Consider the following 13,666-nt stretch of genomic DNA (forward strand, 5'->3'; position numbering starts at 1 on the left):
GTCCATATAGTTTCTCCGCGCCTCCGCGCCTCCGCGTGAACGCTCTTCCTTGCGGCTTCGCGCCTTCGCGTGAATCATGATCGCACGGGCAGCCCGAGGATTTGCGTTCGCGCGGAGGCGCGGAGGCGCGGAGGGTTGTCGATGCGATCAAGTGACCTGAAGGTGAAAGTCTCCCGGCGAGGCGAAGACTTTCGGCGAAGTCGCCCGGCGCTCCGCAAACCACCAGTAGTCTCGCGCAGGCGGGAATCCAGTGGCCAAGCGGAACAGCGGCCTGCGGCGAAAAGAAAACTGGGCTTCCGCCTCCGCGGGAGCATTGTCTAGGCCGGAGTAGCACCCATAGAAAAAGGGCCGGGATCGCTCCCGGCCCTTCTCCTATTCACTGCAAGCGGGCGACGCTTACGCGCCGGCCACCTCGGCGGTGTCGACGCGGATGCCCGGGCCCATCGTCGAGCTGACGGCGACCTTGCGGACATACTTGCCCTTGGCGCCCGACGGCTTGGCCTTGACCACCGCATCGACCAGCGCGTCGAAGTTGCGACGCAGGTCTTCCTGCGTGAACGACGCCTTGCCGATCCCCGAGTGGATGATGCCGGCCTTCTCGACGCGATACTCGACCTGACCGCCCTTGGCGGCCTTGACCGCTTCGGCGACGTTCATCGTCACGGTGCCGAGCTTCGGGTTCGGCATCAGGCCCTTAGGACCCAGCACCTTACCGAGGCGGCCGACGACGCCCATCATGTCCGGGGTCGCGATGCAGCGATCGAATTCGATCGTGCCGCCCTGGATCGTCTCCATCAGGTCTTCCGCACCGACGACATCGGCGCCGGCGGCGCGCGCTTCGTCAGCCTTGGGGCCGCGGGCGAAGACGCCGACGCGCACCGTCTTGCCGGTGCCGGCGGGCAGCGTCACGACGCCGCGGACCATCTGGTCGGCGTGGCGCGGATCGACGCCGAGGTTGAGCGCGACCTCGATCGTCTCGTCGAACTTGGCGGTGGCGTTCTCCTTGGCGAGCGCGATCGCCTGGTCGACGCCGTGCAGCGTCTCCGACGAGATGGTGTTCGCCTTCTGCTTCTTGGTCAGCTTGGCCATCTATCAGCCCTCCGTCACTTCGAGGCCCATCGCGCGGGCGGAGCCTTCGATGATCTTGGTCGCAGCCTCGATGTCGTTGGCGTTCAGATCCTTCATCTTGGTCTGGGCGATCTCGGCGAGCTTGCTGCGCGCGATCTTGCCCGCGACGACCTTGCCCGGCTCCTTCGAACCCGACTTCAGGCCGGCGGCCTTCTTGATCAGGAACGACGCCGGCGGCGTCTTGATCTCGAAGCTGAACGAACGATCGGCATAGACGGTGATCTTGGTGGGCAGCGGCGTGCCCTTGTCCATGTCGGTGGTCTGCGCGTTGAACGCCTTGCAGAATTCCATGATGTTGACGCCGCGCTGACCCAGGGCCGGGCCGATCGGCGGGGCGGGCTTGGCGTCGCCTGCAGGAACCTGCAGGTTGATGTAACCTGTGATCTTCTTTGCCATGTCACTCTCGTTTCAAGTTTAGCGGTCCCAGCGGGCGTCTCCGCCCTCCCGCAAGCATCCAGCCGAGGCGTGGAAGCGGCGGCCGTTAGCGGAAAGCGCAAGCCGAAGCAAGCGACCGCTATCCGGCGAGGAGCGTATACGATCGGCCGGAGGTGATATAAGCAGGCGGTTCCTGGAGGAGGGTTGATTTGAAGACGATGCGCAGCGCCCTGATGTTCGCCGGTCTCGCGGCTCTGGTTCAGCCCGGCCTCGCCGCCGGCCAGTCCGCGCCGCTCACCGTGGAGCGCATCTTCGGCAGCAATCCGATCCCGACCGATACCGTCGAAGGCGGGGAATGGACCGTGGACGGCAAGGGCTTCGACGCGATCGAACGGTCGTCGGCGATCGCCGGCGGCACCGACCTCGTCCGCTACGACGTCGCGCGGAACGGGCGCACCGTGCTGGTCGCTGCACGCGATCTCGTCGTGCCGGCGACGGGCAAGCCGGTCGAGATCCAGCATTACGCCTGGTCCGCCGACGGCAAGCGGCTGCTGATCCTGACCAACGGCCAGCGCTTCCGCCGCACGCGCGCGCTCGGCGACTATTGGCTGTTCGACCTGACGACGCGCAAGCTGCGGCGGATCGGCGGCGATGCCCCGGCCGCCAGCCTGCTCTATGCCGAATTCTCGCCCGACGGCAGCCGCATCGCCTATGTCCGCGGCAACAACCTCTATGTCGAGCCGACCGCCGGTGACGCGCCGCCGCGCCAGTTGACCCGTGACGGCAACGACCTGATCGTCAACGGGCTCGGCGACTGGGTGTACGAAGAGGAATTCTCGCTGCGCAAGGCGTGGTCGTGGAGCCCGGATTCGAAGACGATCGCCTTCTGGCGCTTCGATACCGCCGGCGTCGGCACCTTCTACCTCATCACCAACACCGTCGGCCAATATTCGCGGCCGATCCCGCTGCAATATCCCAAGGTCGGCACGACCAATTCGGCGGTGCGGGTCGGCACCGTCGACGTCGCCAGCGGCGCGACGCACTGGATCACGCTCGCCGGCGATCCGCGCCAGAATTACGTGCCGCAGATGAGCTGGGCCGGCAGCAGCGGCAAGGTCTTCCTGCAATATGCCAACCGCCTGCAGAACAGCTATCAGCTGCTGCTCGCCGATCCGGCGACCGGTACGACGCGACCCGTGTTCACCGAGCGCGACGCCGCCTGGGTCGAGGCGAATGACGATCCGACCTGGCTCGACGATGGCAAGCGCTTCACCTGGCTGAGCGAGCGTGATGGCTGGCGGCACCTCTATATTGCCTCCGCCGACGGCAAGACGATGGACCTGCGCACCCCGGGCAAGTTCGATGTCGTCAGCCTGCTGCGGGTCGACGCGGCGCAAAACGCCGCCTGGTTCATCGCCTCGCCCGACAATCCGACGCAGCGCTACCTGTATCGCGCGACGCTGACCGGCGCGCCGCACGTCGAGCGGGTGACGCCGGCGGGGCAGGCGGGGACGCACAGCTACGACATCGCGCCCGGCGGGCATTGGGCGCGGCACACCGTCTCGGCATTCGATCGGCCGCCGGTGACCGAGATGATCGACCTGACCACGCAGGCGCCGGTCCGCGTGCTGGCGCGCAACGCCGCGCTCGCCGACGAAGTGGCGCACGAGCCGCTCGCGCCGGTCGAGTTCACCCGGCTCGATCTCGGCAAGGGCGTGTCGGTCGATGCGTGGCTCCTCAAGCCCGCGGGCTTCGACCCGAAGAAGCGCTATCCGGTGCTGTTCCAGGTCTATGGCGAACCCTGGGGGCAGACGGTGGCGGACGTCTGGGGCGGCAACACCGCCCTCTGGCACCGGATGCTCGCCGAACGCGGCTATATCGTCGCGAGCATCGATCCGCGCGGCACCAACACGCCGCGCGGGCGCGACTGGCGCAAGAGCATCTACCGCCGCCTGGGCGTGATCGGACCGGAGGATTATGCCGCGGGCGTCCGCAGGCTGATCGCCGAGCGGCCTTATATCGACGCGACGCGGATCGGCATCTGGGGCTGGAGCGGCGGCGGGTCGAGCACGCTGCACGCGATGTTCCGCTTTCCCGACCTGTTCCGCACCGGCATCGCCGTCGCGGCGGTCTCCGACCAGACGCTGTATGATACTGTCTATCAGGAGCGGTACATGGGCCTGCCGTCGGACAATGAGGCGGGCTACAAGGCGGGATCGCCGATCACCTATGCGGACGGGCTCAAGGGTAATCTGCTGATGATTCACGGCACCGGCGACGACAATGTCCATTACCAGAATCTCGAACAGCTCGAAGACCGGCTGATCGCCGCGAACAAGCCGTTCACGATGATGGCCTATCCCGACCGTACCCACGGCATCTACGAGAAGCCGGGCACCAGCCTGCACCTCTATTCGCTGATGACGCGCTATCTCGAGACGAACCTGCCGCCCGGCGGGCGGTGAGCGGCTCCCCCGCCGGACCGGTCGCGCGCCGCGCTAGAGCGGCAGGCTCGCCTGTTCCGCCGCCGCCACCTCGCCGTCGCGGACGATGCCCGACAGCGTCAGGCCGAGCAGTCGCACGCCGTCCGGCACCGGCAGCAGCGCGTCGAGCAGCTCCCCGCCGATCCGCAGGAAGGCGGCGGGATCGCCGACCGTCGCGGTGAGCGAGCGGGCGCGGGTCAGCGTGCGGAAATCCGCATGCCGCAGCTTGAGCGTCACCGTCCGTCCGCGCGCGCCCGACCGTTCGATGCGGACCCATGCCGCCTCGGCGACGCGCGCCAGCGCCGCATGCAGCTCGGCGCGATCGGTCAGGTTGGTCTCGAACGTCCGCTCCGCGCCGACCGACTTGGCGACGCGATGCGAGCGGACCGGGCGGTGATCCTCGCCGCGCGCCGCAGCATAAAGATACTGGGCGTAGGAGCCGAAATGCGCCTGGAGGAAGGGCAGCGGCCGGTCGCGCAGATCGGCACCGGTGTGGATGCCGAGCTGCTCCATCCGCGCGGCGGTGACGGGGCCGACGCCGTGGAAGCGCTTGACCGGCAGCGACGCGACGAAGGCCGCGCCCTTGTGCGGCGGGATGACGCAGATCCCGTCGGGCTTGTTCTGGTCGGAGGCGAGCTTGGCGATGAACTTGTTGTAGCTCACTCCGGCGGAGGCGGTGAGGCCGGTGTCGGCACGGATGCGCGCGCGGATCTCCTCCGCGATCGCGCTCGCCGACCCCAGACCGCGCACGTCGGCCGTCACGTCCAGATAGGCCTCGTCGAGCGACAGCGGTTCGACGGCATCGGCATAATCGGCGAAGATCGCGCGGATCTGCTGCGAGACCGCGTGATAGACCTCGAACCGCGGCCGCACGAAGACGAGATCGGGACAGCGGCGGATCGCCGTCACCGACGGCATCGCCGATCGCACCCCGAAGGCGCGCGCCTCGTAGCTCGCCGCTGCGACGACGCCGCGCGCGCGCGATCCGCCGACCGCGACCGGTCGGCCACGCAGCGTCGGATCGTCGCGCTGTTCGACCGACGCGAAAAAGGCGTCCATGTCGACATGGATGATCTTGCGCTGCGGAACCGGTTCGGCATCGGCCATGATCCCGTTTCGTTCCAAAATCATGACAGATCAAGGCGGCGTGCGACGAATGGGGGTAGGGGACGGTCATGGCCCAACCCCGATTGCCCGCCGCCGCGGGCCACACCGCCCTCGTCATCATCGACATGGTCAATGCGCTCGACTTCGACGGGGCGGAGCGCCTGCGCCCGGCGGCGGAGGCGGCGGTCGCCCCGATCCTGGCGCTTCGCGATGCGGCGGATCGGGCGGGGGTGCCGGTGATCTACGTCAACGACAATGACGGCCAGTGGCATTCGCAGCGCGACCGGCTGGTCGAGACGGCGCTGTCGCGCGACACGCCGGGGCGCACGCTGACCGAGGCGCTGCGCCCGCGCGACAGCGATTATTTCGTCATCAAACCGCAATTCTCCGGCTTCTACGCGACCAACCTGCCGGTGTTGCTGCCGCAGCTCGCCGCGAGTCGGCTGGTGCTGACCGGTGTCGCCGCCGACATCTGCGTGCTGTTCACCGCCGCGGATGCGCATATGCGGCAATATGAGCTGTGGGTGCCGGCGGACGGCGTGGCGGGCGACGATCCCGATCGCACCCGCTGGGCGCTCGAGATCATGAAGAACAGCATGCAGGCGGAAACGCGGCCGACCGACGCCTTCACGCTCGACGCATGGATCGCCGCCGCGAACCGACACGATTGTCCGTCGTGCAATCGGGATGACCGAGGTTGCAATTGTCGCGGAAATCCCGCGGCGACATAGGCCTGTCGACGCCGCGATCCCGCGGCATCGATGGGAAATCGCCGTGTTCAGCCTGATCGTCCAGCTCGTCTCGCTCCGCCGCGCGCGCTGACATACCGCGCCTATTCGGCGTCGGCGAGCGCCGCCCGGACCTCCTCTTCGCTGACTCCGAACGCGCCGGCCAGTCCGGCGACCGACGCGCCGCGCTTGGCGAGTTCGCGCATCCGCGCGACATCGACCACCGTCGTGTAGCCACGCGTATCGCGCTGTTCGCGCACCACGTCCTTGCGACCGGATCCACGACGCCGCTGCGCCGCGGCGGCATGCGGATCGCCCTCGGCGAGCTGCTGCTCCGCCACGCGCCGCTCTTCGCGCGCGGCCTCTCGGGCGCGGGCCTCTTGCTCGCGGGCGGCGGTGCGGTCCTTGAGCCGCTGTTCGCTCTCACCCGCACGCGCCTGCGCCCGCGCCTCGCGGGCGGCGGCGCGTTGGGCGGCGCGATCGTCGAGACCCAGATTGCTGCGTACCCGCAGCCCGGCAGGCGAGGGCGTTCCCCAGCTCTTGTCGACCACCGACATGGCTCCGCTATGACAAGTCAGAAATGGCGCGCCCGGAACGATTCGAACGTCCGACCCTCAGATTCGTAGTCTGATGCTCTATCCAGCTGAGCTACGGGCGCTTGGGGCCGCGGCAGATGCCGCAGCCGATCGGGAAGTCATGAACCACCGTGCCTCCCGAAGACAGGGTGTGCGAGCGGCTTTGGCCAAAGCGCCGCGGTTATGCAAGCGCGAAATGCGCGTCAGGCGACGCGGCGGACTCCTTGGCCCGCGAATGTGCCGACCGGCTCACGCGCCGGCTGCTTGGGCTGCGCGGGCGCCTTGCCGTCGCGCCATGACGGATCGCTGCGGTTCGCGAGCGTGCGGAAACGGCGGGCGCGGACGGTGCCCGAGGCGCTGGCCATGTTGAGGTAGAGGCCGTTGGGCTCGGTATCCTCGGTGACCAGCGACTTGGCGCCGATGATGCAGCCAGGCGCGATCGTCACGCCGGGATTGATCGTGCAATCCGCCATCACCCAGGTGCCGGCCTTGATCGTGATCGGCGCGACCTCGATCGACGGCGACGAGCGGCGCGCCGGATCGCCGCTATGCGGATGGCTGCTCGCGGTGAAGGTGCAGCGCGCCGCGACGCGGGCGCCGTCCTCGATCGTCAGCGTGTCGCCGCCGTCGAAATAGGCTTCGTTGTTGAGCATCGCATTGCGCCCCATGACGAGGTCGGCGGAGGCGAGCCAGCAGGAATGCCGCACCGTCGCCGTCGGATGGATGCGGGCACCGGCGAAGTTGAGCAAAGCGCGTCGCATCCGGTCGGACAGGAAACGCGATCCCTGTACGCGAAGGATGACGGAGCGCAGCTTCGTCCGTTTCCATTTCGTCTCGGGCATGAGGCTTTCGCTCCCTATGGCGCCAGAAGGAATCTTGCTGTCGCTCAGACAGCAAGGCTGACATATAGGTTAATGAACGATTTGTCATTCAGTCGTTCCCCCACTCGCCCCGCGAATCCACCGATCGACCGTCCGGGTGGCGGTGCCCGCCGAAACGGGGTGTGATCCGCCAATACGAAGGGATCGGTAAGCGCCGCGATGCCACCTGCGGGTGTATCACTGATATGGCACACTTATCGCATGGCGGATCGCGATGACCATCGTCCACCGATGGCCTGTCGGGGAGACGATCATGCCTTATGACCAGATGCCGATCCTGATGCTGGCACTGACGACAGCCTTGTCGCCGGTGGGCGCCCATGCCGATGCCCGCGCCTATGCCGTGTCGTACAAGCCGGCGCGCGACGTCTATTGCATCCGCTTCTTCTCCGACACGATGCGCGATCCGCGGCCTAATACGCCGGCGCCGACCTGCATGACGCGGGCGAAATGGGCGCGGCAGGGTGTCGGCATCGTGCACCGGCGGCGCTGATCGTCCCGCGGCGGCGGTGGCCTGCAATAGGGCCGGACCGGCTTGGCACAATCGCCGACATCGTTACACTCGCCGCCGCCGGATCGGGCAGACTCGACCGGGACAGGGAGAAGGATGATGATCGGAACATTCGCGATGTTCGTCGCCGGTCTGGCGTCGGGTGCGCCTGACCAGGCCGTGCCGGCCCCGGCACCGGCGGCGCAACCCAGCATCTTCGACAAGGCGGTCAATGCGCCGGGGATCGGCTGGATGCCCTACGGCCCCAATCAGACCGCTCGACAGGTCGCGGCGGCCGAGGTGCCCGGCGGCAATGCGGTGCAGATCAAGGTGGCCAAGGCCGGCGCCAACGTCTGGGACAGCGGCGCCAATTATCCCACGATCAAGCCGATCGCGGCGGGCGATACGATGATGGTGATGATCTTCCTGCGCGCACCCAATGCCACCGACGCCGCGCCGATCACGATCCCGGTCGGGGTCGGTGGCGCCGCACCGCCCTATACGCCGATCACCAGCGAGCCGATCAAGGTCGGTCCGACGTGGAAGCGCTATTATGTGTCAGGCGTTGCGAACGAGGCCTATGCGCCGGGCAAGGCGAACCTGTTCGTGCAACTCGCGGGTGCCAAGCAGGTGATCGAGGTCGGGCCGGCCTTCCTGATCGACCTCGGGCCGAACTTCGATCGATCCAAGATCCCGCACAATTGAGTCGTTCGGCAGGGGCGGGGGCGCGGCGTCGCTTCCGCCCTGACGGTGTCCAGCGGAATCCCCATAATTCCCGTACACGCGAGCGTCCCGCGCCGCGCTGGTTCTCGTAAGGTTATATCTGAGAAGGGAGGCCGCGGCCCCGCATGGGGGAATGTGCGCGGCTTAGAAAATGGTCGGGAAGAGAGGATTCGAACCTCCGGCCCCTGCCTCCCGAAGACAGTGCTCTACCAGGCTGAGCTACTCCCCGACGGAGTCCGTCCGGTGCCCTTCGAAAGGGTCCGTCCGTGCTTGGAGGCGCGCCTATAGCCAGCGTCGAAGGGGGATGCAAGCGCCGGATTCGCATGCTTGCGAAATCGTCGCACGAGGCTCTAGGGGCGGCGGCGTGAACATGGTCGAAGCGCTCGCCGCTGCCCTCGTCATCGTCAACGTCGCGCTGGTCGCGCGGCGCAGCGTCTGGAACTATCCGGTCGCGCTGGTCGCGGTGGCGATCTACGCCTGGGTCTTCGCGACCGCGCGCCTGTACAGCGATGCGCTGCTGCAGGGCGTGTTCTTCGCCGCCAATCTCTACGGCTGGCGCAACTGGGCGCACAGCCGCGCGACGGCGGGGACGGTGATCGTCACGCGACTCGCACCCGTCGCGCGCATCGGCTGGCTCGTGGCGATCGTCGCCGCGGCCTGGGGCTGGGGGCTGCTGATGCACCGGTTCACCGATGCCGCTTATCCGTGGTGGGACGCGGCGCTGGCGATCGCCTCGGTCGCGGCGCAATGGTTGCAGGCCCGGCGCGTGATCGAGAGCTGGTGGCTGTGGATCGCGGTGGATGTCGGCAGTGTGCCGCTCTATGCGGCCAAGGCGCTGTGGATCACCGCCGCGCTCTACGCCGTGCTGCTCGGCCTGGCGATCTGGGGGTGGATCGACTGGCGCCGGGCGGCAGTGCGGCAAGAAGGAAAGGTTCGCGCATGATTCCGCGCTCGATCTGTCTGCATGGCCCGGAAAGCACCGGCAAGTCGACGATGTTGCCGCGTCTGTCGCAACATTTCGGCGGGGCGCCGTGCGTCGCCGAGTTCGGCCGCGCCTATACCGAGGCGTTCGGCACCGACCTGACGATGGCCGATCTGGTCGAGATCGGCAAAGGCCATGACGCCAAGGTCCGCCATGCCCTCGCCGACCGCAATTATCCGGTGATCACCGACACCGACCCGCTGATGACCGCGGTCTGGGCGGAGATGCTGTTCCACCGTCGCGATCCCTGGTTCACGACCTGGACCAACACCGCCGACATCTACCTGCTCTTCGACATCGACCTGCCCTGGGTCGAGGATGGCACGCGGATGTTCGGCGACGAGGCGGCGCGGCGCAAATTCTTCGAGCTCAGCAAGGCGGTGCTGGAGGAGCGCCGGCTGCCCTGGGCACTGGTTTCGGGACAGGGCTCGGCGCGTTATCTCAGCGCGCTGCGCGGGATCGAATCGCTCGCGCAGGGGTGAGGGTTGGGGGAGCGCGGCGCTCCCCCGGTCGGATCAGCTCGACGGCGCCAGCTTGGTGTTGAGCACCCAGCCGACATTGTCGTTCTCGTCGGCGACCTCCCACCACAGGCCGTCCTGCTTGCCGGTCGGATAGACGATCGCGCCCACCGGCAGCGCGCGCAGCACCTTGCTCGCGGGCGTCGCGGTGGCGCGCAGCGCGACGGGGGCCTGGGCGGTGAAGGTCTTCTTGGGAGTCGCCTCGGCAGTACCGGCCGATCCCGGCGTGACCTGGCCGAGCCCGGTGACGAGCTTGCTATACGCCTGGATGAACGACAGCGTGACGATCCGCCCCATGTCGGTATTGTCATAGCCGCCGCCCGCCGCCCCGGCGACCGACAGGAAGCCGCCACCGCCGAAGCTGAGGTTGTTCTTGGCGGCATAGCCCTCTTCGGTCGCGATCGTTTCGGTGGTGCGGACGTTGGTCGGCGACAGGACGGTGTTCGCCTCCATCTTCTTGCTCTTGAGCCCGCCGAGCAGACCACCGATCGCGCCGCCGATCAGCCCGCCCGCCGCGCCGGCGATGCCGTTGCCGCTGACGTTGCTGTTGGCGCCCTGGATCTCGGCGACGAGCACGTAATCGGCCGCCTTGATCTGGCCCTGGCCGACGTTGGCGCCGCGCTGCAGGCCGAGATTGCCGCCGATGTTGCGTTCGATCTGCGCGGCGTTGAGCCCGGTGCCGCGATCGACCAGGTTGAAGCAGCCCGAACGCTGGACGAGCACCTTGAGCAGCTTCGACGGCGGCGCGAGATCATATTGCGTCCACCAGCGCGGATCGTCGCCGTCGGCGATCGCCCGCGTGCCGAGCTTGCGCAGGCAGTGCGGCACCTCGGCGGCGGTCTTGTCCTGAAGCTTCTGACCGACCGATTCGCGCGCCAGTTTCTGCGCATCCGCGCTGGACACGACCAGGCACACGCCGGCCAATGCGGCGATAAGCTGTTGCTTCCTAACTTTTCTGATTCTCCCCAAGCGTTGATCATGCTCGGGACACCGCCACAGGAGCCCCCTTTGATCGGCGTCGCGGAGCCTTCGGCATCTAGCACCCGGGCGGATCGTGCGCTAGGCGCGGGGCCTTATGACGACCTCCCCCGACACCATCCGTAACTTCTCGATCATCGCGCATATCGATCATGGCAAGTCGACGCTCGCCGACCGGTTGATCCAGCGCACCGGCGGCCTCTCCGACCGCGAGATGTCGAGCCAGGTGCTCGACAATATGGAGATCGAGAAGGAGCGGGGGATCACCATCAAGGCGCAGACCGTGCGCCTGTCCTATCCCGCCAAGGACGGCGTCACCTACACGCTCAACCTGATGGACACGCCCGGCCACGTCGACTTCGCCTATGAGGTGAGCCGCAGCCTCGCCGCCTGCGAGGGCGCGCTGCTGGTCGTCGACGCCGCGCAGGGCGTCGAGGCGCAGACGCTCGCCAACGTCTATCAGTCGATCGAGCACGACCACGAGATCGTGCCGGTGATCAACAAGATCGATCTGCCCGCCGCCGAGCCCGAACAGGTCCGCAAGGAGATCGAGGACGTGATCGGCATCGACGCGTCGCAGGCGGTGCTCGCCAGCGCCAAGTCGGGGATCGGCATCGACGAGATCCTCGAGGCGATCGTCACCCGCATCCCGCCGCCCAAGGGCGATGCCGACGCGCCGCTGAAGGCGATGCTGGTCGACAGCTGGTATGATCCGTATCTCGGCGTCGTCATCCTCGTCCGGGTGATGCAGGGCGTGCTGCGCAAGGGGCAGCAGGTCAGCTTCATGCAGGCGGGCACGACGCATCTGGTCGATCGCGTCGGCTGCTTCCGGCCGAAGATCGAGCAGCTCACCGACCTCGGCCCGGGCGAGATCGGCTTCATCACCGCGCAGATCAAGGACGTCGCCCAGGCGCGCGTCGGCGACACGCTGACCGACAGCAAGCGCCCCGCCGCCGAGGCGCTGCCGGGCTTCAAGGAGGTCCAGCCGGTCGTCTTCTGCGGCCTGTTCCCGGTCGACGCCAACGACTTCGAGAAATTGCGCGAGAGCATCTCCAAGCTGCGGCTCAATGACGCGTCGTTCAGCTTCGAGATGGAGACCAGCGCCGCGCTCGGCTTCGGCTTCCGCTGCGGCTTCCTCGGCCTGCTGCATCTGGAGATCATCCAGGAGCGGCTGACGCGCGAATATGACCTCGACCTGATCACCACCGCGCCGTCGGTGGTCTATCAGATCGAGCTGACCCATCCCGATCCGGCCGGCATCACGCAGATCGACCTGCACAATCCCGCCGACATGCCCGACGTCAACAAGATCAAGACGATCAGCGAACCGTGGATCAATGCGACGATCTACGTGCCCGACGAATATCTCGGATCGATCCTCAAGCTGTGCCAGGACCGCCGTGGCATCCAGAAGAATCTGACCTATGTCGGCGGCCGCGCGCAGGCGACCTACGAACTGCCGCTCAACGAAGTGGTGTTCGATTTCTACGATCGGCTGAAATCGCTGTCGAAGGGCTATGCCAGCTTCGACTATACGCAGATCGGCTATCGCGAGGGCGACCTCGTCAAGATGAGCATCCTCGTCAACGAGGAGCCGGTCGACGCCTTGTCGATGATCGTCCACCGCGGCACGGCCGAGGTGCGCGGCCGCGGCATGGTCGAGCGGCTGAAGGAGCTGATCCCGCGGCATCTGTTCAAGATCCCGATCCAGGCGGCGATCGGCGGCAAGGTGATCGCGCGCGAGACGATCAGCGCGATGCGCAAGGACGTCACCGCCAAATGCTATGGCGGCGACGCGACCCGCAAGCGCAAGCTGCTCGAGAAGCAGAAGAAGGGCAAAGCCAAGATGCGCGAATACGGCAGCGTCAGCATCCCGCAGGAAGCCTTTATCGCTGCGCTGCGCATGGGTGACGAAGGATAGGGGCAGGCGGCCCAGGCTCTGGCGATCCGAAGACGCTTTGACAAATGGGACCGGCGACCGGCCGGTACAGGTCGTCGGCGGCCCGTGCAGATTGGCGACGGCGGATTAGAAACCCAAGAGTTGATACGCCAGACCCGGTACGGCGTGTCGACCATGAGCGAAATGCGCTAACCCAATTCCGCCGGAGCGGCGGGTGCGGTGACTGCGGACCGCGTGGCGGTGAGCGCCACGCGTCACGTCAAATGGATATCACCGCCACCGATCACATATAGCTGGCAGGGTTGGGGCTCGGCATCTTGCACGCGCGCGACTTGCCGCGCTTGCACGCCGCAACCTGATCGCGCCAATCGGCCATCGCCATCGCATAGGCTCGCTCGCGATCGGCTTGCAGCGCGGTGTCGGCCGCGATCGTCTGCCGACGGGCGCGCATCGCCGCGCGATACCGCCGCACGTCGCGCTGATAGCGCGCCTCATTGGCGGCGTTCACCGCGGTGACCGCCCCCGTATCGAACCGCGCGACCGCATCGACATGCTGGTTGGCCGCGGCGGTTTCCGGCGCGGTCTGCGCCGCGACGGCATCGTCGCGCTGCTGCTCGGCGGTGGAGGGCGCGGACGTCGTCGTCTGCGCGGCGACGGGAAGGGCGGCGATCAGCGCGACGCCGATCAGGACGGAACGAACCATGGCGAATACTCCTCGCAAGATGCCCGCGATAATGGGCGGCGGGGAGGTTGGTTCCCGTAACGGGGGCGGTACGATCGTGGGGAGATCGGCTAAGC

Annotated in this window: 14 protein-coding genes and 2 tRNA genes; 7 read left to right on the plus strand and 9 right to left on the minus strand. The window is 67.3% G+C overall.

The genetic code is table 11. From position 1 onward, the window contains the following. Positions 1-396: 396 nt before the first annotated feature. Together rplA and rplK are read right to left on the minus strand one after the other, a co-directional pair. Positions 397-1,089 carry a 50S ribosomal protein L1 gene (gene rplA, locus V8201_RS06050; RefSeq protein ID WP_336544731.1) on the minus strand — a complete coding sequence of 231 codons (693 nt, stop codon included), beginning with the start codon at positions 1,087-1,089 and terminating at the stop codon, positions 397-399. Between the two features lie 3 nt (positions 1,090-1,092). Continuing rightward, positions 1,093-1,524, minus strand: coding sequence for a 50S ribosomal protein L11 (gene rplK, locus V8201_RS06055; RefSeq protein ID WP_017978227.1), 432 nt, complete (start codon positions 1,522-1,524; stop codon positions 1,093-1,095). Between the two features lie 197 nt (positions 1,525-1,721). Between rplK and V8201_RS06060 the strand changes: the two genes are divergently transcribed. After that, positions 1,722-3,968: a S9 family peptidase gene (locus V8201_RS06060; protein ID WP_336544913.1), complete on the plus strand. Its 2,247-nt coding sequence runs from the start codon at positions 1,722-1,724 to the stop codon at positions 3,966-3,968. Between the two features lie 33 nt (positions 3,969-4,001). Here V8201_RS06060 and dinB read toward each other — a convergent pair whose 3' ends face one another. Beyond that, entirely contained in the window at positions 4,002-5,093 is a 1,092-nt protein-coding gene (dinB, locus tag V8201_RS06065; RefSeq protein ID WP_037530330.1) for a DNA polymerase IV, read from the minus strand. 68 nt (positions 5,094-5,161) lie between these two features. Between dinB and V8201_RS06070 the strand changes: the two genes are divergently transcribed. Continuing rightward, positions 5,162-5,824 (plus strand): cysteine hydrolase family protein, encoded by a 663-nt coding sequence (locus V8201_RS06070; RefSeq protein ID WP_336544732.1) that lies wholly within the window; start codon positions 5,162-5,164, stop codon positions 5,822-5,824. Positions 5,825-5,925: 101 nt separating this feature from the next. On the opposite strand, the gene V8201_RS06075 is transcribed toward V8201_RS06070, so the two are convergent. The 3 genes from V8201_RS06075 to V8201_RS06085 all read right to left on the minus strand — a co-directional run bounded on the left by V8201_RS06075 (position 5,926) and on the right by V8201_RS06085 (position 7,238). Further along, the gene (locus V8201_RS06075; protein ID WP_271300457.1) at positions 5,926-6,378 is read right to left on the minus strand and encodes a hypothetical protein; all 453 of its coding nucleotides are present in this window, start codon (positions 6,376-6,378) and stop codon (positions 5,926-5,928) included. Between the two features lie 24 nt (positions 6,379-6,402). Continuing rightward, positions 6,403-6,479, minus strand: a tRNA-Arg gene (locus V8201_RS06080). Between the two features lie 120 nt (positions 6,480-6,599). Continuing rightward, the gene (locus V8201_RS06085) at positions 6,600-7,238 is read right to left on the minus strand and encodes an acyltransferase (RefSeq protein WP_271300458.1); all 639 of its coding nucleotides are present in this window, start codon (positions 7,236-7,238) and stop codon (positions 6,600-6,602) included. Positions 7,239-7,530: 292 nt separating this feature from the next. Here V8201_RS06085 and V8201_RS06090 point away from each other — a divergent pair, with 292 nt between their 5' ends. Together V8201_RS06090 and V8201_RS06095 are read left to right on the plus strand one after the other, a co-directional pair. Beyond that, positions 7,531-7,770 carry a hypothetical protein gene (locus V8201_RS06090; RefSeq protein ID WP_336544733.1) on the plus strand — a complete coding sequence of 80 codons (240 nt, stop codon included), beginning with the start codon at positions 7,531-7,533 and terminating at the stop codon, positions 7,768-7,770. A 117-nt stretch (positions 7,771-7,887) separates the two neighbouring features. After that, positions 7,888-8,472 carry a hypothetical protein gene (locus V8201_RS06095; RefSeq protein WP_336544734.1) on the plus strand — a complete coding sequence of 195 codons (585 nt, stop codon included), beginning with the start codon at positions 7,888-7,890 and terminating at the stop codon, positions 8,470-8,472. A gap of 170 nt (positions 8,473-8,642) precedes the next feature. Here the strand turns inward: V8201_RS06095 and V8201_RS06100 are convergent. Next, positions 8,643-8,719 (minus strand) — tRNA-Pro (locus tag V8201_RS06100). Between the two features lie 141 nt (positions 8,720-8,860). Here V8201_RS06100 and pnuC point away from each other — a divergent pair. Further along, complete coding sequence (gene pnuC, locus V8201_RS06105) at positions 8,861-9,433, plus strand: nicotinamide riboside transporter PnuC (RefSeq protein WP_271300848.1); 573 nt, start codon at positions 8,861-8,863, stop codon at positions 9,431-9,433. Next, positions 9,430-9,954, plus strand: coding sequence for an AAA family ATPase (locus tag V8201_RS06110; protein WP_037530335.1), 525 nt, complete (start codon positions 9,430-9,432; stop codon positions 9,952-9,954). The genes pnuC and V8201_RS06110 overlap by 4 nt, the downstream gene beginning before the upstream one ends. Before the next feature lie 33 nt (positions 9,955-9,987). On the opposite strand, the gene V8201_RS06115 is transcribed toward V8201_RS06110, so the two are convergent. After that, positions 9,988-10,869: a CsgG/HfaB family protein gene (locus V8201_RS06115; protein WP_373276465.1), complete on the minus strand. Its 882-nt coding sequence runs from the start codon at positions 10,867-10,869 to the stop codon at positions 9,988-9,990. 196 nt (positions 10,870-11,065) lie between these two features. Here V8201_RS06115 and lepA point away from each other — a divergent pair, with 196 nt between their 5' ends. Continuing rightward, positions 11,066-12,889, plus strand: a complete 1,824-nt coding sequence (gene lepA / locus V8201_RS06120; RefSeq protein ID WP_037530336.1) for a translation elongation factor 4 — start codon at positions 11,066-11,068, stop codon at positions 12,887-12,889. A gap of 262 nt (positions 12,890-13,151) precedes the next feature. Here the strand turns inward: lepA and V8201_RS06125 are convergent, their stop codons facing one another. Beyond that, positions 13,152-13,571, minus strand: a complete 420-nt coding sequence (locus V8201_RS06125; RefSeq protein ID WP_037530338.1) for a hypothetical protein — start codon at positions 13,569-13,571, stop codon at positions 13,152-13,154. Positions 13,572-13,666: the final 95 nt, after the last annotated feature.

The organism is Sphingomonas kyungheensis, assembly GCF_037120395.1.
GTDB classification, from domain to species: domain Bacteria; phylum Pseudomonadota; class Alphaproteobacteria; order Sphingomonadales; family Sphingomonadaceae; genus Sphingomonas; species Sphingomonas kyungheensis.